The 18,137-nt window shown below is 68.5% G+C and carries 21 protein-coding genes; 12 read left to right on the top strand and 9 right to left on the bottom strand.

All coding sequences use genetic code 11. The annotated features are described in order from the left end of the window. Positions 1-11: 11 nt before the first annotated feature. From rodA to ACV4UX_RS04885, 5 genes are read right to left on the bottom strand one after another with little or no spacing between them, the layout of a single operon-like run. Entirely contained in the window at positions 12-1,127 is a 1,116-nt protein-coding gene (rodA, locus tag ACV4UX_RS04905) for a rod shape-determining protein RodA (RefSeq protein WP_491592204.1), read from the bottom strand. A 3-nt stretch (positions 1,128-1,130) separates the two neighbouring features. Further along, positions 1,131-2,972: a penicillin-binding protein 2 gene (mrdA, locus tag ACV4UX_RS04900; RefSeq protein WP_491592203.1), complete on the bottom strand. Its 1,842-nt coding sequence runs from the start codon at positions 2,970-2,972 to the stop codon at positions 1,131-1,133. Next, positions 2,956-3,426 carry a hypothetical protein gene (locus ACV4UX_RS04895; protein WP_491592202.1) on the bottom strand — a complete coding sequence of 157 codons (471 nt, stop codon included), beginning with the start codon at positions 3,424-3,426 and terminating at the stop codon, positions 2,956-2,958. The genes mrdA and ACV4UX_RS04895 overlap by 17 nt, the downstream gene beginning before the upstream one ends. Beyond that, positions 3,423-4,367 (bottom strand): rod shape-determining protein MreC, encoded by a 945-nt coding sequence (mreC, locus tag ACV4UX_RS04890; protein WP_491592201.1) that lies wholly within the window; start codon positions 4,365-4,367, stop codon positions 3,423-3,425. Before mreC ends, ACV4UX_RS04895 begins: the two co-directional genes overlap by 4 nt. 34 nt (positions 4,368-4,401) lie before the next feature. Next, positions 4,402-5,442, bottom strand: coding sequence for a rod shape-determining protein (locus tag ACV4UX_RS04885; RefSeq protein WP_173086061.1), 1,041 nt, complete (start codon positions 5,440-5,442; stop codon positions 4,402-4,404). 197 nt (positions 5,443-5,639) lie between these two features. On the opposite strand from ACV4UX_RS04885, the gene mnmL reads away from it, so the two are divergent. The 3 genes from mnmL to ACV4UX_RS04870 all read left to right on the top strand — a co-directional run bounded on the left by mnmL (position 5,640) and on the right by ACV4UX_RS04870 (position 7,802). Continuing rightward, positions 5,640-6,581 carry a tRNA modification radical SAM protein MnmL/YtqA gene (mnmL, locus tag ACV4UX_RS04880; RefSeq protein ID WP_491592200.1) on the top strand — a complete coding sequence of 314 codons (942 nt, stop codon included), beginning with the start codon at positions 5,640-5,642 and terminating at the stop codon, positions 6,579-6,581. Between the two features lie 130 nt (positions 6,582-6,711). Beyond that, the gene (locus tag ACV4UX_RS04875) at positions 6,712-7,332 is read left to right on the top strand and encodes a hypothetical protein (protein WP_491592199.1); all 621 of its coding nucleotides are present in this window, start codon (positions 6,712-6,714) and stop codon (positions 7,330-7,332) included. Beyond that, complete coding sequence (locus tag ACV4UX_RS04870; protein WP_491592198.1) at positions 7,329-7,802, top strand: methylated-DNA--[protein]-cysteine S-methyltransferase; 474 nt, start codon at positions 7,329-7,331, stop codon at positions 7,800-7,802. The genes ACV4UX_RS04875 and ACV4UX_RS04870 overlap by 4 nt, the downstream gene beginning before the upstream one ends. A gap of 9 nt (positions 7,803-7,811) precedes the next feature. Here ACV4UX_RS04870 and ACV4UX_RS04865 read toward each other — a convergent pair whose 3' ends face one another. After that, entirely contained in the window at positions 7,812-8,084 is a 273-nt protein-coding gene (locus ACV4UX_RS04865; RefSeq protein WP_491592197.1) for a type II toxin-antitoxin system YafQ family toxin, read from the bottom strand. Then, the gene (locus tag ACV4UX_RS04860) at positions 8,081-8,344 is read right to left on the bottom strand and encodes a type II toxin-antitoxin system RelB/DinJ family antitoxin (RefSeq protein ID WP_491592196.1); all 264 of its coding nucleotides are present in this window, start codon (positions 8,342-8,344) and stop codon (positions 8,081-8,083) included. The genes ACV4UX_RS04865 and ACV4UX_RS04860 overlap by 4 nt, the downstream gene beginning before the upstream one ends. 194 nt (positions 8,345-8,538) lie before the next feature. Between ACV4UX_RS04860 and ACV4UX_RS04855 the strand changes: the two genes are divergently transcribed. The 4 genes from ACV4UX_RS04855 to mazG all read left to right on the top strand — a co-directional run bounded on the left by ACV4UX_RS04855 (position 8,539) and on the right by mazG (position 11,151). Next, positions 8,539-9,123: an Ada metal-binding domain-containing protein gene (locus ACV4UX_RS04855; RefSeq protein ID WP_491592195.1), complete on the top strand. Its 585-nt coding sequence runs from the start codon at positions 8,539-8,541 to the stop codon at positions 9,121-9,123. Next, a complete protein-coding gene (locus ACV4UX_RS04850) occupies positions 9,120-9,605 on the top strand; it encodes a methylated-DNA--[protein]-cysteine S-methyltransferase (protein WP_491592194.1) in 486 nt (161 codons plus the stop codon). The genes ACV4UX_RS04855 and ACV4UX_RS04850 overlap by 4 nt, the downstream gene beginning before the upstream one ends. Positions 9,606-9,760: 155 nt before the next feature. Continuing rightward, positions 9,761-10,357 (top strand): CvpA family protein, encoded by a 597-nt coding sequence (locus ACV4UX_RS04845; protein WP_491592193.1) that lies wholly within the window; start codon positions 9,761-9,763, stop codon positions 10,355-10,357. 5 nt (positions 10,358-10,362) lie between these two features. Continuing rightward, the gene (gene mazG / locus ACV4UX_RS04840; protein WP_491592192.1) at positions 10,363-11,151 is read left to right on the top strand and encodes a nucleoside triphosphate pyrophosphohydrolase; all 789 of its coding nucleotides are present in this window, start codon (positions 10,363-10,365) and stop codon (positions 11,149-11,151) included. Between the two features lie 13 nt (positions 11,152-11,164). Here the strand turns inward: mazG and ACV4UX_RS04835 are convergent, their stop codons facing one another. Next, the gene (locus tag ACV4UX_RS04835; protein WP_491592191.1) at positions 11,165-11,506 is read right to left on the bottom strand and encodes a hypothetical protein; all 342 of its coding nucleotides are present in this window, start codon (positions 11,504-11,506) and stop codon (positions 11,165-11,167) included. Positions 11,507-11,572: 66 nt separating this feature from the next. Between ACV4UX_RS04835 and ACV4UX_RS04830 the strand changes: the two genes are divergently transcribed. Further along, positions 11,573-12,001 carry a hypothetical protein gene (locus ACV4UX_RS04830; RefSeq protein WP_491592190.1) on the top strand — a complete coding sequence of 143 codons (429 nt, stop codon included), beginning with the start codon at positions 11,573-11,575 and terminating at the stop codon, positions 11,999-12,001. On the opposite strand, the gene ACV4UX_RS04825 is transcribed toward ACV4UX_RS04830, so the two are convergent. After that, complete coding sequence (locus ACV4UX_RS04825) at positions 11,930-13,399, bottom strand: glucosamine inositolphosphorylceramide transferase family protein (RefSeq protein ID WP_491592189.1); 1,470 nt, start codon at positions 13,397-13,399, stop codon at positions 11,930-11,932. The genes ACV4UX_RS04830 and ACV4UX_RS04825 overlap by 72 nt on opposite strands. 120 nt (positions 13,400-13,519) lie before the next feature. Here ACV4UX_RS04825 and ACV4UX_RS04820 point away from each other — a divergent pair, with 120 nt between their 5' ends. The 4 genes from ACV4UX_RS04820 to ACV4UX_RS04805 all read left to right on the top strand — a co-directional run bounded on the left by ACV4UX_RS04820 (position 13,520) and on the right by ACV4UX_RS04805 (position 18,057). Further along, positions 13,520-14,974, top strand: a complete 1,455-nt coding sequence (locus tag ACV4UX_RS04820; RefSeq protein WP_491592188.1) for an MBOAT family O-acyltransferase — start codon at positions 13,520-13,522, stop codon at positions 14,972-14,974. A 3-nt stretch (positions 14,975-14,977) separates the two neighbouring features. Beyond that, positions 14,978-16,174 carry an alginate O-acetyltransferase AlgX-related protein gene (locus tag ACV4UX_RS04815; RefSeq protein WP_491592187.1) on the top strand — a complete coding sequence of 399 codons (1,197 nt, stop codon included), beginning with the start codon at positions 14,978-14,980 and terminating at the stop codon, positions 16,172-16,174. Beyond that, positions 16,171-16,818 (top strand): 3'-5' exonuclease, encoded by a 648-nt coding sequence (locus tag ACV4UX_RS04810; RefSeq protein WP_491592186.1) that lies wholly within the window; start codon positions 16,171-16,173, stop codon positions 16,816-16,818. Before ACV4UX_RS04815 ends, ACV4UX_RS04810 begins: the two co-directional genes overlap by 4 nt. A gap of 456 nt (positions 16,819-17,274) precedes the next feature. Continuing rightward, positions 17,275-18,057, top strand: a complete 783-nt coding sequence (locus ACV4UX_RS04805) for an alpha/beta fold hydrolase (protein WP_491592185.1) — start codon at positions 17,275-17,277, stop codon at positions 18,055-18,057. Positions 18,058-18,137: the final 80 nt, after the last annotated feature.

Below are 18,137 nucleotides of genomic sequence, written 5' to 3'. Positions count from 1 at the left end.
ATGCCAGCGCGTCAGGTCTTCTTGAAGACGAAGCGGCGCATGGAGACGTTGAGCGCGATGCCGATGAGGCAGAAGTTCACGATGGTGGCGCTGCCGCCGTAGCTGATGAACGGCAGCGGGATGCCCACGACCGGCATGATTCCCAGCACCATACCCATATTGATGAGGATTTGCCAGAAGAAATAGAAGAATACGCCCGCCGCCAGAAAGGAGCCGAAGCGGTCCTTGGCGTCGCGCGCAACGCCCGCGAGCAGCGTGAGGAACACGCAGAACATGGCCACCAGGATGATGCTCCCCACGAACCCCCACTCCTCGGCGAACACGGCCACGGCGAAGTCGGTGTGCTTTTCGGGCAGGAAACGCAGCTGGCTCTGGGTGCCTTCCAGGAACCCCTTGCCCCACATCTGCCCGGAACCGATGGCGATCTGCGACTGGATGATGTGGTAGCCCGACCCCAGGGGGTCTCGTTCAGGATTGAACAAGGTCAGAATGCGCAGCTTTTGATAGGGCTTGAGAAAGAACCAGCCGCACGGGATCAGGGCCGGGACAGTCACCAGGAGCACCTTGAACACCTGGCCGGCCAGGCCCCGGTAGAGGATCATCCCGCACAGGAGCAGCAGGATGTTCAGCCCCGAGCCCAGGTCCGGCTGCACGATGACCATGGCCGCCGGCGGCAGGACCACGGCCAGCACCATGAAGAGCGACAGCCAGCCAAGCCGCCCGGATTCCTTGGAAAGCATGAGCGCGCCCACCAGGAGCGTGGCGAACTTGGCCAGCTCGCTGGGTTGGAGGCTGAAGGCCCCGAAGTCCAGCCAGCGTTTGGCCCCGTAGACGGTCTTGCCGATCACGGGCACCAGGGCCAGGAGCACGAGGGTGACGATCATCAGCGGCCAGGCCGCATGCTTGAGGTAGCGGTAGTCGAACACCGTGAGGGCCACCAGGCAGCACAGTCCCGCAAGGCCCCAGATGCACTGCTTCTGGTAGAAGGGGTTGAGCGACACCCCGTCGCCGATGCGGAAGCCGCTCGCGGAATAGAGGTTCAGGACGCCCGTTCCGAAGAGCATCGCCACCATGGCCAGGAGCGGCCAGTTGATGTGCGTGAAGAGCCTGCGGTCGATGGGAGACATGCCTTAGTCGCCCACTTCCGTTCTGGGGGCTTCGGCGGCCTTCTGGACCTTGGGCATGCCGGGGGCCGGGCCGAAGAGATAGTCGTAGATGGAGCGCACGATGGGCCCTGCCGTCTCGCCGCCGTGGCCGCCGTGTTCCACCATGCAGACCACCACGTAGGTCTTGCCGTCCTTCTGGCCCCAGGTGGCGATCCAGGCGTGGTCGCGCTGCTTGTAGGCCATTTCGTGGGTCTTCTGGCGGATGTCTGCGTTGGCCAGGCGCACCACCTGGGCGGTGCCGGTCTTGCCGCCGATCAAGGCGTCGGGGCGCTTGAGCTTCTGGGCCGTGCCCGCCTGCACGGTGTCGGCCATGGCGCGCACGATGAAGTCGCGGTCCTTGTCGGAGAGGTTGAGCTTGCCCTGCACGTCCACGGGGTCGCTCTGCACCAGGCTCGGGCGGATGATTTTCCCGCCGTTGACCAGCGAGGCCACGAACTTGGCCAACTGGAGGGGGGAAACCTGCACGGAGCCCTGGCCGATGGATGCGTTGAGGGTCTCGCCGCGGGTCCAGTTCTCGCCGTAGCGGCGCTTCTTCCAGGCCGTGGAGGGGATGAGCCCGCCGCGCTCGTGGGGCAGGTCGATGCCCGTGGGCGCGCCGAAGCCTGCCTGGAGGGCGTAGCGGTTGATGCGGTCGATGCCCAGGCGTTCGCCCAGCTGGTAGAAGTAGACGTCGCAGGAATGCACCAGGGCCGAACGCATGTCCACGGAGCCGTGGCCGCCCTTCTTCCAGCAGTGGAAGTCGTGGTCGCCCACGCGGTAGGATCCGGAGCAGAACACGGTGTCCGTGGTCTTGATGAGCCCCTCCGAGAGGGCGGCCGCCGCCATGAGCAGCTTGAACGTGGAGCCCGGCGGATACACCGACTGGGCCACCCGGTTCTGGATGGGGTGCATGGGGTCGTCGCGCAACTCTTTCCACTTCTTGGGGGGGATGCCCAGCACGAAGAGGTTGGAGTCGTAGCTGGGCTGGCTCACCAGGGCGGCCACCTTGCCGGTGTCCGCCTCCAGGACCGCGATGGCGCCGGCCTGGCCTTCCAGCTGCTTGGCGGCCCAGGCCTGAAGCCCGGCGTCGATGGAGAGCTTGAGGTTGCCCCCTGCGCGCGGCTCCAGGAGCACGTGCTGGTCGTGCTCGCGGCCGTAGGCGTCCACCTCGATCTGCTTGAGGCCCTTCTCGCCGCGCAGGCGCTGTTCCAGCACGTATTCCAGGCCCTGCTTGCCCACGTGGTCGCCCAGGGCCAGGCGGGAGTCCTTCTCCAGGTCCTCCTCGTTGGCCTCGGCCACATAGCCCAGCACGTGGGCCATGAGCATGCCGTCGGGGTAGGAGCGCTTGTGGCGGATGAGGATCTCCAGGCCCGGCCAGGAGACGGCGTTGGCCTCGATCTTGGCCAGCAGCTCGTAGGAGAGGTTGGAGATGAGCACCAGGGGCTCGAAGGGCTTTGAGCGCTTCTTGCCCCGGATGTAGGTGTCCAGGAGCACCTGGTAGTCCAGGCCGGTCCACTCGGAGACCTTGCGCAGGGTGCCCTGCACGTCCTCGCAGTCCTCGCGGATGAGGCCAAGGGCGAAGCTCGGCTCGTTGACGGCCAGGGCCTTGCCGTTGCGGTCCAGGATCATGCCCCGGGCCGCGATGATGGAGGCCTGGCGCATCTGGTTTTCGCGGGCAAGGTCGGAGAAGTGTTCGCCCCTGTGCACCTGGAGGTACCACAGGCGCAGGGTGAACAGGCAGAACAGGCCCAAAACCAGGGCCTGGAGCAGGATCAGCCCGCCGCGCGGCGTCTGCTGTCCGGATTCTGACTCATACGTCTTTGGCATTGCTGGGGAGGTGGTTGTACGTGACGTAGATGAGGCCCCACTCCACAGGGAAGACCACGGCCTGGATCACCGACTCCACGAACACCCGGCCTGGCTGCACGCGCCACTCCTGGAGGTAGGTCATGACATGCATGAGCCCGAAATGCAAAACGCCCAGACAGGCCCCGAGGATGACCATGAACAGGAAGTTCTTGGCCTCGAAGAGCCAATGTCCAAAAAAGAACAAGGCCGCCAGCACGCCGTACCACAGCACCACGGCCCCGAAGGCCAGGGAGCCGGCGCCTTCCTGGATGAGCAGCCACACGGCGGCCATGCACAGGGTGGCTCGCACCTTGTCTTCCTGAAGGCTCAGGATAAGTCCCGGGGCGAGGAAGTCCACCCCGGGCATGAAGCTCTGAAGCCAGACCCCCGCGAGGGTGAACAGGCCCCAGAAGGCGATCCGGGGGCCGTTCATTGCCCTTCGCCCCGCTTCTTCTTTGGCGCTTCGGGTTGCCTGGCCTCGGGGGGCTCGTTGCGTCCGCGCTTCTTCACCTCGCCTTTGCGTTCGGCCGCGCCCTTGGGGCGTTTGGTGGAGGTGTCGGGCAGTCCGTCCTCGGGATCCTCGGGCTTGGGCGGCGGGGCCTTGCGCAGGAGGGCCACCTCTTCCAGGCGCGAGGCGTCGAAGAGGGGCTGGGCCTGCACGTTCAGAAAAAGCGACGCGCCCTCGCGCGAGACGAGGCTCACCTTCGCCACGGGCAGCCCCTGGGGGAAGATGCCTTCGAGCCCGGTGGTCACGAGGGTCTCGCCGTCCTCGATGGGGGCCGAGAGCGACACGTACTGGAGGATCATGCCCTGCCCCGGCCCGCGTCCGGCCAGGATGCCCTGGGTGCGCGACCTCTGGGAGACCACGGGAATCTTGGAGTTGGGGTCGGTGACCATGATCACGGTGGAGGCGGAGAGGGAGTTGCGCAGCACGCGCCCCACCAGCCCCTCGGGCGTGACCACGGGGGTGTTCACGACCACGCCCCCGCGGCTGCCCTTGTCGATCACGAAGGTCTCCAGCGCGGCGTTGGGCCCCAGGCGGTGGGCGATCACGCGGGCGGCCTCGCGGGTCCATTCGGGCGGCGGCTGGATGAGCAGCAGGCTCGTGAGGCGCTCCGCCAGGGAGGCCTGCTCGCGGGTGCGCACCAGTTCGTCCTGGGCGCTGGCCAGCTCGGCGCGCAGCGTCTCGTTCTCCTGGCGGATGCCCACGAAGTAGACGTAGCGCTCCCAGAACTCGGACAGACGCGACCATGCCCACCTGCCGGGCGTGAGCACCCAGCGAGTGAGTTCAAGGCCCGTATGGCTGGCCAGGTTGTCGACGTATCCGGTGCGGATGTTCCAGGTGAACAGCCCCAGATAGACGAACAGGACCACCAGCAGGCCCAGAGCGATGCGCTGGGGCGAGGGCTTAATCGATCGTTACCTCTTTCAGCACGTCCAGGTTGTCCAGGGCCTTGCCGGACCCGAGGACCACCGCCGAGAGGGGGTCGTCCACGATGACGATGGGCAGGCTGGTCTCCTCGCGCAGGAGCTGGTCGAGCCCGCGCAGGAGCGCGCCGCCTCCCGTGAGCACGATTCCCCTGTCCACGATGTCGGCCGCCAGTTCGGGCGGGGTCTGCTCCAGGGCGATGCGCACCGCCTGCACGATGGATTCCACCTGCTCGGCAATGGCCTTCTGGATCTCCTCGGCCGTGATGACGATGTTCTGCGGAATGCCCGTGACTAGGTCGCGTCCCTTGACCTCCATGTCGCCCTGGCTCGTGGAGTGGTGCGCGCTGCCGATCTGGATCTTGATCTGCTCGGCCGTGGATTCGCCGATGAGCATGTTGTACTTGCGCTTGACGTACTGCATGATGGCTTCGTCCATCTTGTCGCCGCCGACGCGCACGCTGCGCGAGTACACGATGCCCGAAAGCGAGATGACCGCCACCTCGGTGGTGCCGCCGCCGATGTCCACCACCATGTTGGAGGTGGGCTCGGTGATGGGCAGGTTGGCGCCGATGGCTGCGGCCATGGGCTCCTCGATCAGGTAGACCTCGCGCGCGCCGGCCGACTGGGCCGATTCCTTCACCGCGCGCTTCTCCACCTGGGTGATGCCCGTGGGCACGCAGATGATGATGCGCGGGCGCACCAGGCGGCGCGAGTTGTGCACCTTGGAAATGAAGTGGCGCAGCATGGCCTCGGTGACCTCGAAGTCGGCGATGACGCCGTCCTTCATGGGCCGGATGGCCACGATGTTGCCCGGCGTGCGGCCCAGCATCTTCTTGGCCTCGGCCCCCACGGCCAGCACCTTGTTGACGCCCCGGGCATCCTTCTTCACGGCAACCACCGAAGGCTCCGAGAGCACGATGCCCTTGCCTTTCACGTAGACCAGGGTGTTGGCCGTCCCCAGGTCGATGGCCAGGTCGTTGGAGAAAAATCCCAGTGCGGAATCCAAAAGTCTGGACATGATCCCTTCCTTGGCTCACCGTAAGGAGCCTGGCGAATTGCACGGCGACGCCGCGCGGGACGGTCGTCGCGAGCCGACAAAAAAAGGCGGGCCGCACGCGGCCGGCCCTCGGTCGGCTGGGGAAGGCCCGGCCGGGCTCCCCGTTCGAGGCTTGGTGTTGAGTCATTCCATCCACGTTGTCAACTCGATTCTGCCACATGAAGCACGTTTCACGCGACGCCATCCGCACCCTGGGCCACCATGCCCTCTCGGCCCGCTGGCGCGCGGTCTTCGGGCGCGCCGCGCGCAAGATCCCCCTGGACGCGGGCTTCTCCTGCCCCAACCGCGACGGAACCCTCTCCAAGGGCGGCTGCATTTTCTGCAACGCCCGAGGGTCCGGCACCGGCCTGGCCCCCCTGACCCTCGCGGAGCAGTGGGCGCGCTGGCGCGAGGCCCGGCAGGCGCGCTGGGGCGACGTGGCCCTGGTGGGCTACCTCCAGGCCTTCTCCAACACCCACGGCCCGACCCGGCGGCTGGCACGGGCCCTGGACGAACTGGCCGGGATCCCCGACCTGGAGGGCCTCTGCCTGGGCACCCGCCCGGACTGCCTGGACCACGAAAAGCTGTCCCTTCTGGCAGCTTTCCCCGCGAAGGAGCTCTGGCTGGAACTGGGCTTGCAAACCTGCAACCCGGCAACCCTTGCCCGGGTGAACCGTGGCCACGGCCCGGAGGCCTTCGCGGACGCGGTCCGCGAAGCCAGCGCCCACGGGCTCAAGGTCTGCGCGCACCTCATGGCCGGGCTGCCCGGCGAGGACGAGCGCCACTGGGACGCCACGGTGGACTTCGTGGCCGCCCTGCCCGTGGCGGGGGTGAAGTTCCACAACCTCCACGTGGCCCGGGGCAGCCTCCTGGAGATCCACTGGCGTGTCGGGGGGTACGAGCCCATCGCCCTGGAGCGCTACGCCGCCTGGCTGGCGCGCGCCCTGGCCCGGCTCTCGCCGGAGGTGGTGGTGCACCGCCTGGCGGCGGACCCCGCCCACGGGGAGCTCCTGGCTCCGGCCTGGGCCGGGGACAAGCGCCGCGTGCACGTGGCCATCCGCCGCGCCGCAGCCGCGTCGGGCCTGCGGCAGGGCGACCTCTGGACGCCCGCGCAGGGTTGACGCCGCCTTGCGCGGCTCCGCCTCGCCCCGCAAGGAATGGCTAAGGCCGCAGCCCTTTGGCCGGAGGCTTCTCCACGCCTGGCCGCCCTTCCCGGCCCGCCCGGCCGCAACCGCATCCAGGGAGCGCTCCATGCACCGTTTCGCCGTCGCCCTGCTCGCCCTGGCCTGCCTTCTTCAGGCGGCCCCTTCTCCGGCCCAGACGCGCCTGGCCACGCCCGTGGGGTCCTTCACCATCTCGCTGCCCTCGGGGTTCGTGACCATCCCGCCGCTGGAGCTCTACCTCTTCGAGCGCCGGGGCCTCTCCGGCCCCGTACCCCCGGAGGCCCTGGCCGAGTTCCGCAAGACGCGCATGGGTTTCCAGGCCCCGGCCGAGAAATGGTTCACCCTGCCCTACCTCATCGTCTCCGTGGAGACGGGCAGGAAACGCGGTCCGCAGGACCTCTTCATGGAGGGCGTCATGGCCGAGCGCGATTCCGAGGCCCAGGCCCCCGGCGAGGGACACCGCTTCCTGGAGAAGGACCACCAGCCTCTCAAGCGGATGACTTATTATAAGGATGTGGCCTACTCGGCGGCGCACGGGCGCAAGGTGGCCATGGGCTCCTACACGTGGCTGACGAGCCAGGGCTTCCTCCGCGTGGCCTGGTTCGCGCCCGAGGACCAGTTACGGACCTGGGAGCCCCAGTTGCACCAGGCGGCCATGAGCGTGACGCTCTCCCCGGAGCTGGAGTACCGCCCGGAGGGGAGGCCATGACGCGCCGGGAGCTGTTGACGGCGGGGCCTCTGGCCCTGGAGCTGGCCTGGGACGCCGGATGGCTCGCGTCCATCCGTCTGCGCTGGGCGCACGGCGGCGACGCCCCCCTGCCGGAGACCGCGCACGGCCGGGCGCTCCAGGAGGCGCTTGCGCGCTACGTGGCGAGCGGGCGGGCGACATGGCCGGACCTGCCCATCGACCTCGCGGCCCAGCCGCCGTTCTTCCGCCGGGTGCTCCAGGAACTGGCGCGCATCCCGGCCGGGGAGACGCTCACCTACGGGCAGCTCGCCGCGCGCTGCGCAAGCCCCGGCGCGGCGCGGGCCGTGGGCCAGGCCATGGCAAGAAACCCGTGGCCCCTGGTGTACCCCTGCCACCGCGTGCTGGCCGCAGGAGGCAGGATCGGCGGGTACGGGCCGGGGCTGGAGATGAAGCGGTGGTTGTTGGGGCTGGAGGGAAGGCTTCCGGCCTGAGACCGGACTTCAACCGAACAAATCCGCATGGCTGCCCGTACGGACCAGTTCCAGACACTCCCCGTCCACCCGGTACACCAGCAGCCAGTCCGGCTCCACATGCAGTTCCCGAAAGCCACGCAGGCTGCCGACGAGTGCGTGGTCCTTCGCCGACTCGGGCAAGGGCTTTTCCTGCTCGATCATTTCCAGGACCGCATGCAGCTTCCCCATCCCCTTGCCGCGTTTCGCCGCCCGGCGGTAGTCCTTCTTGAACTGGCCGGACCAGCGCACGCGCGCGATCACTCGTCGTCCTGCATCATCTGCGCGAGCATGTCCTTGACGCTCGCCGCGCGCTCTCCGCCGCCGCCGCGCAATTCCTCCACGGCCGCCAGGGTTTCCCGGTTGGGCATGCGCACCTCGAAGGGCAGGCCCCGCGTGTACACGATCTGCTTGTAGAGCATCTGGATCACCGCGCTCGGCGTGAGCCCCAACGCGTCGATGACCTCCTCGGCCTGCCCCTTCAGGACAGGATCGATCCTCGCGCGAATCGTTTCCGTTTTCATGGCTGCATGCCCTCTCGCGGCGTCGCGGCGGCCCCGAATCCTCCAGCGGACTCCGGACACGTGCGTACGCCCGGCTACATTGTTCCCCGTATGAGCCACAAATAGACCTGCCACCCGGCTGCGTCAAGGACCGCTCCAATTGCCCGCCGGAATCCGGGAAGACGCCGCCCCCGCCTTGGGCTATGCCTCCCTCCATGGACGCACGCGACGCCGCCCCCCTTCCCCTCTCCGACGACGCCCGATGGGACGCCGTGCGCTCCTGCGATGCGGCGGCCGACGGCTCGTTCGTCTACGCCGTGCGCACCACGGGCGTGTTCTGCCGACCCTCCTGCCGCTCCCGCACGCCCAGGCGCTCCAACGTCCGCTACTTTCCCGGCCCGGCCGAGGCCCAGGCGGCCGGATACCGCCCTTGCGCCCGCTGTCGGCCGGACCTGGCGGAGCACGACCCGGCCCGCGACATGGTGCGTCAGGCCCAGGCGCTCCTGGACCGACTCGCCCACGACCCCGACGCCCTGCGACGGGAACTGGACGGCCTGGGCGTCTCGCGCGACCGGCTCGACCGGCTCCTCAAGGCCCGCACCGGCCTCACCTCCCGTCAAATGCTGGACGAACTGCGCGTGGCAAAGGCCCTGGAGCTTCTGCGCACGACCTCCCTGCCCGTGGCCCGGGCCGCCCTGGAGAGCGGCTTCGAGAGCCTTTCCACCTTCTACAGGCGCTTCAGCGAGCTCACCGGCCGCACGCCCGGACAGGTCCGCGCCGCACGGGAGACCGAACCGTGAACCTCCTCCACATGGACACCCCCGCCGGACGCCTGGGCCTGGCGGAGCGGGACGAGGCGCTGGCCATGGTCCTCTTTCCCGGCGACCCCGTGCCCCAGGGATGCGACCCCGCGACCACCCCGCTCCTGCGCGAGGCCGCGCGCCAGCTCCAGGCCTTCCTCGCGGGCGGGCTGAGAAGCTTCGACCTGCCCCTGGCCCCCCGTGGCACGCCCTTTCAACTGGCCGTCTGGGCGGCGGTGCAGGGAGTGCCCTACGGCCGCACGGCCCGCTACGCGGACATCGCAGCCCGCGCGGGACGCCCGGGCTCGGCACGGGCCGCCGGGGCGGCCAACGGGCGCAACCCGCTCCCCCTGGTCATCCCCTGCCACCGCGTGGTGGGGTCGGACGGCAGCCTCACGGGCTACCGGGGCGGCCTGGCCCTCAAGCGCCTCCTGCTGGAACTGGAACAGGGCCGCGTCCCCCCGGGCCTGCCCCACGGCTGAAGAGCGCGAGTCCTGGAATCGGGCGCGTCGACAGGGCGCGTCCCGTCTGCCCTGCACGCCCGGTTCGCGCCGGGCGCGGTCAGGCCTGGCCCCACGTCCGGGCGGGACCGCACGTCCCGCTTTGCCTCCCGGGAAAAAGCTGCTAGGCAGGCCGCGTGAACATCGCGGACCTCACGCTGCTCATCATCTGGGGCTTCTTCTTCGTGCGGGGCTACATCCGTGGTCTGGTGAAGGAGGCGGCGTCCATCCTGGCCCTGATCCTGGGCTTCAAGCTGGCGGTGGCCTACTCCCCTGCCGTGTCGCCGCACCTCACGCCCCTGGTCTCCAACCCGGCCTTCGCCGCCCCGGCGGCCTTCCTGATCCTCTTCGTCGGCGTGATGATCGCCTGCTCGCTCCTGGTGTCCGGGCTCACCACGCTCATGAAGCTCACGCTCATCGACTGGGCCAACAAGTTCTTCGGCGGCTTCTTCGGGCTGGCCAAGGGCATCCTCGTCACGGCGCTGGTCCTCTGGGTCTGGACCGTGCTCCTGCCCAGGCCGGACTTCATGGCCACCTCCCGCCTGGTGCCCGTGCTGGAGAAGGTGGACGGCTTCCTCACCCAGTACATCCCGCCGGACTGGAAGCAGAAGCTCAAGAACCTCACGCCCGGCCCGGTGGTCCCGCAGACCAAGCCCGTGCCGGAGCCGGCCAAGCCCAAGGACGCACCGGCCAAACCCGCCGGCCAGCAGGGCCAGCAGCCCAAGAAAGGATGACCCCCATGCAAGACCCCTCCGGCGACTCCCTGGCCAAGCTGCGCCAGGTGGTCGCCTCCCTGCTTGGACCGGGCGGATGCCCCTGGGACCAGGCCCAGACCCCCGAAACCCTCTGCGACTACGTGATCGAGGAGGCCCACGAACTGGTGGAGGCCATCCGCTCCGGTGACGAGGCGGGCGCGGCCGAGGAGTTGGGCGACGTGCTCTTCCTGCTCTGCTTCGTGGGCGCACTCTACGAGGGGCGCGGGACCTTCACCCTGGCCCAGGCCATCGATTCCTCCTCGGCCAAAATGATCCGCCGCCACCCACACGTCTTCGAGGGTCTGAGCGTCGAAAACAAGGAGGAACTCCTGCGCAATTGGGAGCGCATCAAGCGCGGCGAGAAAGAGGACCCGGGCGGCATCTTCGCCTCGCTGCCCCGGGGCCTGCCCGCCCTGCTCAAGGCCTACCGGCTCAACGCCAAGGCCGCGCGCCATCACTTCACCTGGGAGTCGGACCAGGCCCAGGAGGCCAAGCTGGCCGTGGAGTGGAAAGAGCTTCAGGAGGCGCGCGCCCAGGGCGACCAGGCGCGCGTGGAGGCGGAATTCGGGGACTACCTGTTCTCGCTGGTGGAATACGGCCGCAGGCTGGGCGTGAAGGCCAACGCCGCCCTGGAGGGGGCCAACGCCGCCTTCCTGCGCCGCTTCGAGGCCATGGAGGCCCTGGCCCGCCAGCGCGGCCAGGACGCCTCCTGCTTCAAGCTGGCGGACTGGGACCGCCTCTGGGACGAAGTGAAGGCCGCCGAGCGGGCCTGAGCCCTCCCGGGGCTCACTGCACGCTGCCGCGCACGGGCACGTTCCAGTGTCCGGCGGGCACGGGCAGGCACACCGTGCGCCCGGCGATGGCCGCGCACATGATCAGTTCGCCCCCGGCCTCGTTCCAGTAGAGTTTCGAGGCGAACAGCTTCACGATCTCTCCCACGGGCATGTCGCCCGCCCCGGCAGCGCCCAGCGCAGCCGAAAGCAGCGAGCGCGCCGCCTTGCCGATGGCAGAAAGCGCCTCGTGAGAGATGGCCACGTCCGCGCTGTCGAGTTCGTGAAGGTTGGCCGGGTCCGTCTTCTGTCTGGCCGCCAGGGCGTCCAGCAACGATGATTCGATGTGATTGGCCATGTGAGCCTCCTTGCTTGGAAAAATTCCTAGCAAGACGCGGGCCACACGGCTTTCAAGAGGAGCACCATGCGCGTCAACGACCTGAAAAAACCCTACAAACTCTTTTTCGCCTGTCTGGCTCTCTTCGCCCTGCTCACGTACCTTGGCCGGGAAACCGACAAGCCCGTGCTGCTCTCCGGCGTGGTGGCGGGCGTGCAAAACGTGGACGGCATCGTGCGCGCACTGGCCGTGGACGCGGGCGGCACCCGCTATGTGGTGCGCGTCACCGGCGTCTACCTCACGGACCACCCCTCCCCGGACCTCAAGGAGAACCAGGAAGTGGAACTGCGGGCCACGTCCTTCAAGGGGCTCAAGCGCGGCGTCTCCTGCGACCTTGTGGAGATCGTCAAGGCCGGGGCCGTGCGCGAGGCCGACCCCGCCATGTCACCGCCAGAGTGGGACAAAGCGCTGCCCGTCGACGACCTCAAGGCCCCCCTGGGCTTCAAAGGCATGTAGGCAGAAGCTGCCGGGCACGAGGGATGCCTCCAGACGCGCGGCGGGACGTTCGCCGTAGCCTTGCGCGTCCAGCCGCGTGATCTCAAGCATCGCCAGGGCGCGCCCGTAGTGCCCCGAGCTGTCCTGCCCGGGCCTGTAGAGCCGCCCGCCCCGTGAGAACACCCGCCCGCCCGGACGCGCGCGACGCACGTCGCGCACCACGGGGTTGCAGGGATGGGGCTCGTAGGGGCCGAAACGGTCCGGGGCGTGGAAGAGATGGAGCTCGTCCCAGGAGGAGCCGCCGGGGCGCTTGAGCGTGGCGAAGAGCCACCAGCGCCCGCCGTGCTCCAGGAACGTGGCGTCCGTCGCCGGCCCTTCCAGGAGCACCCGGTCCAGCTCCCAGCGCAGGGGGAAGTCCTTGCAGCGGTAGAGCCGCACCTGGCCGGCCGCCCCGGTCTCGGGGACCATCCAGACCTGCCCGTCGTGGTCGAACACCTGGGGATAGGAGAGGTGGAAAGGCTCTTCCAGGATGCGCCGGGCGTTGCCGAAGCCCCCGCCGGGCCGCTCCTCCAGCACGCAGAGCCTGCCGCGCCCCTGTCCGGGGATTTCCTCCGCGAAGAGCCAGCGCCTGCCCTGGTGCTCGAAAAGGAAGGGATCGGCCCAGCCCGTGCCCTTGGGCGGAAAGAGCGGCGTGAAGGGGCGCGCGGCGAAATCCGGGGCCAGGGGGTCGCCGTCGCCGGGGCGCAGGGCCAGATGCCACTGGCGGCGGTGGAGCAGGTCGAACCAGGCGCGCTCCAGGCCCCAGGCGGCCAGGCGCGCGGCGAAGCCCGCCCAGGCGGCGGGGCCGGGTCGGAAGGGCTCCAGGGCCGTCGCCTCGGGCAGGGACTCCCAGAAGGCCTCGCCCTCCCGGGCGTAGCGCCCGAGCGTCCAGGCGGGCAGCGCGGCCGCCTTGGCCATGTGGGCTGTGGCCCATTTGAGGGGCGCGGGGGCGTCCAGGCAGGTGGAGGCGACGGCCGCCAGGCGCGGCGCGAGGCCGGGCCGCTCCCAGACCAGGCGGGCCTCCACGGCTCCGTCCGCCATGCGCAGCGGATGCACGGGCTCCAGGCGCAGCACGCCCAGGGGCGCAGGCGGGGTCCCGGCCGGGAGGTCCAGGCCGGGCGGCAGCACGAGCACCGACGGACGGGCGTCTCCCTCGGCCGGGGAGGGCGTCCAGGGCGCAAAGAGGTCCAGGGACGGACGCATGACAAGCCGCTGCGCGGCCAGCAGCGCGCGCCAGGGCAGGGGCAGTGATTCCTCCTGGCGTCCGGGCAGGGGCACGGGCAGGCCTGAGCCGCCCAGATGGTCGAGCATCAGGGCCTGCCAGCGTCGGGCGAAGCCCTGGGCGTAGGCCACGCCCACGGTCACGGGTGTCTGGTCCACGGCGATCCTCCGGCCGTGGAGCTACCGCCTGGAACGGGTGTTGTCAAAACCACGGCCATCGGGTAATTGGCCCGAGTCCCACGGGGCCTTCCCTTCCAATCCGCTTGATCGCAGGACATCATGGTTTTCAGCTCCGCATCGTTCCTGTTCTATTTCCTGCCGCTGGTGCTGCTGCTCTATTATGTCGCCGCACCGACCCTGGGCCTGAGGAACCTGGTGCTTCTTCTGGCCAGTTTCATCTTCTACGCCTGGGGCGAAGGCATCTACACCGTGGTGATGGCCATTTCCATCATGGCCAACTACTTCTTCGGGCTCTGGGTGCACAAGGCCCACCTGCGCTCTTCCGCCAAGCTCCAGATTGGCCTGGCCATCGCTTTCAACATCACCCTCCTGGTGATCTTCAAATACTGCAATTTCATCGTGGACAACCTCAATCTCTACGTGGCCGCCCCCCTGGGGCTGCGTCCCGTGGAGATCGGCAAGATCCACCTGCCCATCGGCGTGTCCTTCTACACGTTCCACTGCATCTCCTACCTGATGGACATCTACCGGGGGCAGACGCCGCCCAACCGCTCCCTGCCGCAGCTCTCGCTCTACATCTCGCTCTTCCCGCAACTGGTGGCGGGTCCCATCATCCGTTACAAGGACATCGCCGACCAGCTCACCCGGCGAACCGTCACCAGCGAACGCTTCGCCATGGGCATCAACCGCTTCGTGGCGGGCCTGGGCAAGAAGGTGCTCATCGCCAACGTGCTGGCCCTCCCTGCGGACAAGATCTTCGGCATCCCCGCCGACCAGCTCACCACCCCGGTGGCCTGGCTGGGGCTGATCTGCTACGCCCTGCAGATCTACTTCGACTTCTCCGGCTACTCCGACATGGCCATCGGACTGGCGCACATGTTCGGGTTCAAGTTCATGGAGAACTTCAACTACCCCTACATCTCGCGCAGCATCCGCGAATTCTGGCGGCGCTGGCACATTTCGCTCTCCACCTGGTACCGCGACTACCTCTACATTCCCCTGGGCGGCAACCGCTGCTCGGAGGCGCGCGTCACCTTCAACCTTGTGCTGGTGTTCTTCCTGTGCGGCCTGTGGCACGGGGCCAGCTGGTGCTTCGTGGTGTGGGGCCTCTACCACGGCTTCTTCCTGGGCCTGGAACGCTCGCGCTTCGGCAAATGGCTGGACGGCGCGTGGCGGCCCATTCCGCACGCCTACACCATCCTGGTGTTCCTCATCGGCTGGGTGTTCTTCCGGGCCACCTCGCTGGAGCACGCCCTGGCCTTCATCAAAGCCCTGGCGGGCTTCACCGAGGCCTCGGGCAAGGAGTGGCACGTGGGGCTCTTCCTCAACCCCAAGGTGCTCATCATGCTCTGCCTGGGCGTCGTCGGCTCCATGCCCCTGATCCCCTGGCTGCGCGACCTGCGCCGCCATCGCATGGAACGCGCGCCCAGCCTGGCCCTGGGCGCGGGAGTGGACGCCCTGGTCGGCCTCGTGGCCACGCCGGCAATCCTGTTGCTCTCGTGCATGGCCCTGGCCAGCGGCACCCACAACCCCTTCATCTACTTCCAGTTCTAGGGCATGCTTCGCAGCAAGGCGCACCACTCCGAAACCGCCGTGCACCGGTTGACCATCGCGGTCTTCGTGCTTGCCATCTGCATTCCGTGCATGGCGCAGATCGCCGGATTCTCCCCTGAGGTCCCCCTGCAGGAGAGCGACTCCAGCCCCTTGCCGGAGTTCTCCTTCGACCTTCAGACCCTGGGCCAGACCGTCAACACCCTGAGCCGCAACTGGCTCGACCGCAATTTCGGCATGCGCAGGGTGCTCGTGCGCTGGCAGGCTCTTCTGGACGTCCGCGTCTTCGGCGCATCCATGCCCACGGACCCGGTTCTGGCAGGGAACGACGGCTGGCTCTACCTGGCGCAGGAGAACCCCTCGCTCAACGTCATTTCGGACTACCGGGCCATCGAGCCGTACTCCCCCGCGCAACTGCGCATGTGGGTGAAGGTCTTCACGGCCCGCCGCGACTGGCTGGCCGCCCGCGGCATCCGCTACATGGTGGTGGTTGCTCCCAACAAGGCCAGCATCTATCCCGAGCACATCCCCTCGCGCTTCAACAAGGCACGCGAAAACAGCAAGCTCGACCAGCTTTGCCAGGCCCTGGCCGAGGCGGGCGTGGACATGCTCGACCTGCGCCCGGCGCTCCGGGAGGCCAAGGCCAACGGCAAGGCCTACTACCACACCGACAGCCACTGGACGCCTTTCGGGGCCTTCTTCGCGTACCGCGCCACCGCCGTGCGGCTCAAGAACTACTTCCCTTCGCTGGAGCCCCTGCCGGGGACCGATTTCGCCTTCTCCGAGCGTCCCGGGCTCAAGGGCGGGCTTTCCTACATGATCGCCCTGGGCGACATCTACAAGGAAAACGAGCTGGTGGTCACGCCCAAGCGTCCCCTCAAGGCGCGGGAGGAATCCGGCGGACGCGCCGAGCTCAACCACTTCCAGCCACTTTCCACCTATTCCCAGGCCGACGCCTCGCTCCCCAGGGCCGTGGTCTTCCGCGACTCCTTCCTGCACGAAATGATGCCCTTCCTGGCCGAGCACTTCTCGCGCATCCACCTGATCTGGCCCTACCCCACCAGCGCCAACAAGGTTCGCGACTTCGACACCGAAGCCATTCTTCGCGAAAAACCCGACATCGTGATCGACGAATTCGTGGAGCGCTACTTCACCCAACCACCGCCGCCCTCGGCGCTCGAAACCCTCCCCCCCGCGCCATGACCCCATCCTTCGAAGCCCCTCGCGCCATGCACCCGGAAGAACTGGCCAGCCTGCCCCGCGCCAGTTTCATGGGCGACATCCTCGTCGCCGAAACGGCCCAGGAAACCCTCGACGCTCTCGACCGGCTGGCCAACGACCGGGTCCTGGGCTTCGACACCGAGACGCGCCCCACCTTCAAGCGCGGCGTGAGCTACAACCCCTCGCTCATCCAGTTAGCCGGGGAGAACGTTGTGGTGCTCGTGCGAGCCGGAGGCTTCGGGGCCTGGGAATCCCTGGCGGAGATCCTTGGGGACCGCAAGGTGGTCAAGGCCGGCGTGGCCGTGCGCGACGACCTGGCCGCCCTGGCCAAGATCGGGCCCGTGACGCCCAAGGCCTTCGAAGACGTGGGGGAATGGGCGCGCCGCGTGGGCTGGCCCGTGACGGGGCTGCGCAACCTGGCGGCCGCGCTTCTGGGGGTGCGGGTGTCCAAGAAGGCCCGCCTCACCAATTGGGAGGCCAAGACCCTCTCCCCCGCGCAGATCACCTACGCCGCCACCGACGCCTGGGTGAGCCGCAAACTCTTTCTGGCCATGAAGAAACTCCGGCTTCCAAAAAAGGATTCGTCCCTCTGCGCCCTGCCGGGTGACCGGCGTTCTCCCGGCTAGGCCTGGGAGTGGATCGCGCAGTTCGACGAATCCGAGGGGGCGCTCACTCGCCCGGTATGGAAGACTGGATTAACGATGGCTACCCTCCGCTGCAGTTGAACCGCCTGCCGAAGACCGCCTTCGGCATTGACTCCTTTCTACTCCTGCCGCAAACGCGCGCAAGTGTTTTTTATCCTGGCGCAGCGCGCACTTGGACCGCCCGGATGAAAAATGTGAATGCTTTGGCGCATCTTCTCGTCACATTTTCGTAACGCTCCGTCAGCGCTTGCGTTTCGCGACCGCAACGCTCCTGCGGCCAGGAACACGCGGCGGCGGACGCTCCCCGCGCGACCGGACGGTCCATGCCGGATGGCCCTGGACAAGCCCCCCGCCGTGCAGGACCCCGCCCTCCATCGCACGCCGATCCCTCAAGGGCAGGACTTGCCCTGGTCCCGGCCCGGAGGGTACGAAAGCTCCATGGGTTACGAGAACGTCACGCTTCCGGACGGCTGCGTCCTGCACGTCTACGAGCGCGGCCAGGGCGGCACGCCGCTCCTCTTCGTCCACGGCAACAGCTGCGACCACACCTTTTTCGCGCCCCAGATCGAACACTTCGGGGACTCGCGGCGTGTGGTCGCACCGGACCTGCGCGGCCACGGTGCGTCGGGCAAGCCCCGGCAGGACTACACCTGCGCCCTGCTGGCCGACGACCTGGCACGGACGATCCAGGCCCTGGGTCTCGGCCCCGCGGCGGCCGTGGGCCACAGCCTGGGCGGCGCGATCTGCCTGGAGCTGGCCCGGCGACACCCCGCGCTCACCGCCGCCGTGGCCTGCCTGGACACCACCCTCCTGGCCCCCCTGGGACGCCCCACGCGCATCCGCACGCTTTTGGAGGGCCTGCGCTCCCCCACCTGGCAGGGCTACGCCCGGCGATACTTCGAGGCGGCCTTCGAGCCCGCCGACGACCCCGAGCGGCGCGAGGCCATCCTGGAGCGCATGCTGGACACGCCCCAGCACGTGGTGGCCAGCCTCTTCGAGCACTGGCGGGGGGCTGACGGGGAGGAGGCCCTGCGCGGGCTGGAGGTTCCGCTGCTCTATGTGGCGGCCACGCGCCCTCGCACGGATCAGCAGCGCCTGCGCGAGGCCTGCCCCGGGGCGCTCTGGGCGCAGGTGGCAGGCTCGGGGCACTTCCTCACGCTGGAAGTGCCCGCGCAGGTCAACGCCATGCTGGAGCGCTTTCTCGCCCTGAACGGGTTATGAGCCCCGCACGGCGTCCATGATGCGCTCGAACACCTGATGGAGCGTGAGTTCCGAGGTGTCCACGATCACGGCGTCGGGGT

The sequence above is a fragment of the Fundidesulfovibrio sp. genome (genome assembly GCF_058402725.1).
This window is presented reverse-complemented; position numbering and strand designations above follow the sequence as displayed.

Excerpts from the sequence above, each read along its gene's own strand:
- ACV4UX_RS04895 (WP_491592202.1), bottom strand. The coding sequence starts at position 3,426 with ATGAACGGCCCCCGGATCGCCTTCTGGGGCCTGTTCACCCTCGCGGGG.
- ACV4UX_RS04870 (WP_491592198.1), top strand. The coding sequence starts at position 7,329 with ATGACGCGCCGGGAGCTGTTGACGGCGGGGCCTCTGGCCCTGGAGCTG.
- ACV4UX_RS04820 (WP_491592188.1), top strand. The coding sequence starts at position 13,520 with ATGGTTTTCAGCTCCGCATCGTTCCTGTTCTATTTCCTGCCGCTGGTG.
- ACV4UX_RS04815 (WP_491592187.1), top strand. The coding sequence starts at position 14,978 with ATGCTTCGCAGCAAGGCGCACCACTCCGAAACCGCCGTGCACCGGTTG.
- ACV4UX_RS04855 (WP_491592195.1), top strand. The coding sequence starts at position 8,539 with ATGGACGCACGCGACGCCGCCCCCCTTCCCCTCTCCGACGACGCCCGA.
- ACV4UX_RS04830 (WP_491592190.1), top strand. The coding sequence starts at position 11,573 with ATGCGCGTCAACGACCTGAAAAAACCCTACAAACTCTTTTTCGCCTGT.
- ACV4UX_RS04875 (WP_491592199.1), top strand. The coding sequence starts at position 6,712 with ATGCACCGTTTCGCCGTCGCCCTGCTCGCCCTGGCCTGCCTTCTTCAG.
- rodA (WP_491592204.1), bottom strand. The coding sequence starts at position 1,127 with ATGTCTCCCATCGACCGCAGGCTCTTCACGCACATCAACTGGCCGCTC.
- mnmL (WP_491592200.1), top strand. The coding sequence starts at position 5,640 with ATGAAGCACGTTTCACGCGACGCCATCCGCACCCTGGGCCACCATGCC.
- ACV4UX_RS04805 (WP_491592185.1), top strand. The coding sequence starts at position 17,275 with ATGGGTTACGAGAACGTCACGCTTCCGGACGGCTGCGTCCTGCACGTC.
- ACV4UX_RS04885 (WP_173086061.1), bottom strand. The coding sequence starts at position 5,442 with ATGTCCAGACTTTTGGATTCCGCACTGGGATTTTTCTCCAACGACCTG.
- ACV4UX_RS04810 (WP_491592186.1), top strand. The coding sequence starts at position 16,171 with ATGACCCCATCCTTCGAAGCCCCTCGCGCCATGCACCCGGAAGAACTG.
- ACV4UX_RS04835 (WP_491592191.1), bottom strand. The coding sequence starts at position 11,506 with ATGGCCAATCACATCGAATCATCGTTGCTGGACGCCCTGGCGGCCAGA.
- mrdA (WP_491592203.1), bottom strand. The coding sequence starts at position 2,972 with ATGCCAAAGACGTATGAGTCAGAATCCGGACAGCAGACGCCGCGCGGC.
- mazG (WP_491592192.1), top strand. The coding sequence starts at position 10,363 with ATGCAAGACCCCTCCGGCGACTCCCTGGCCAAGCTGCGCCAGGTGGTC.
- ACV4UX_RS04860 (WP_491592196.1), bottom strand. The coding sequence starts at position 8,344 with ATGAAAACGGAAACGATTCGCGCGAGGATCGATCCTGTCCTGAAGGGG.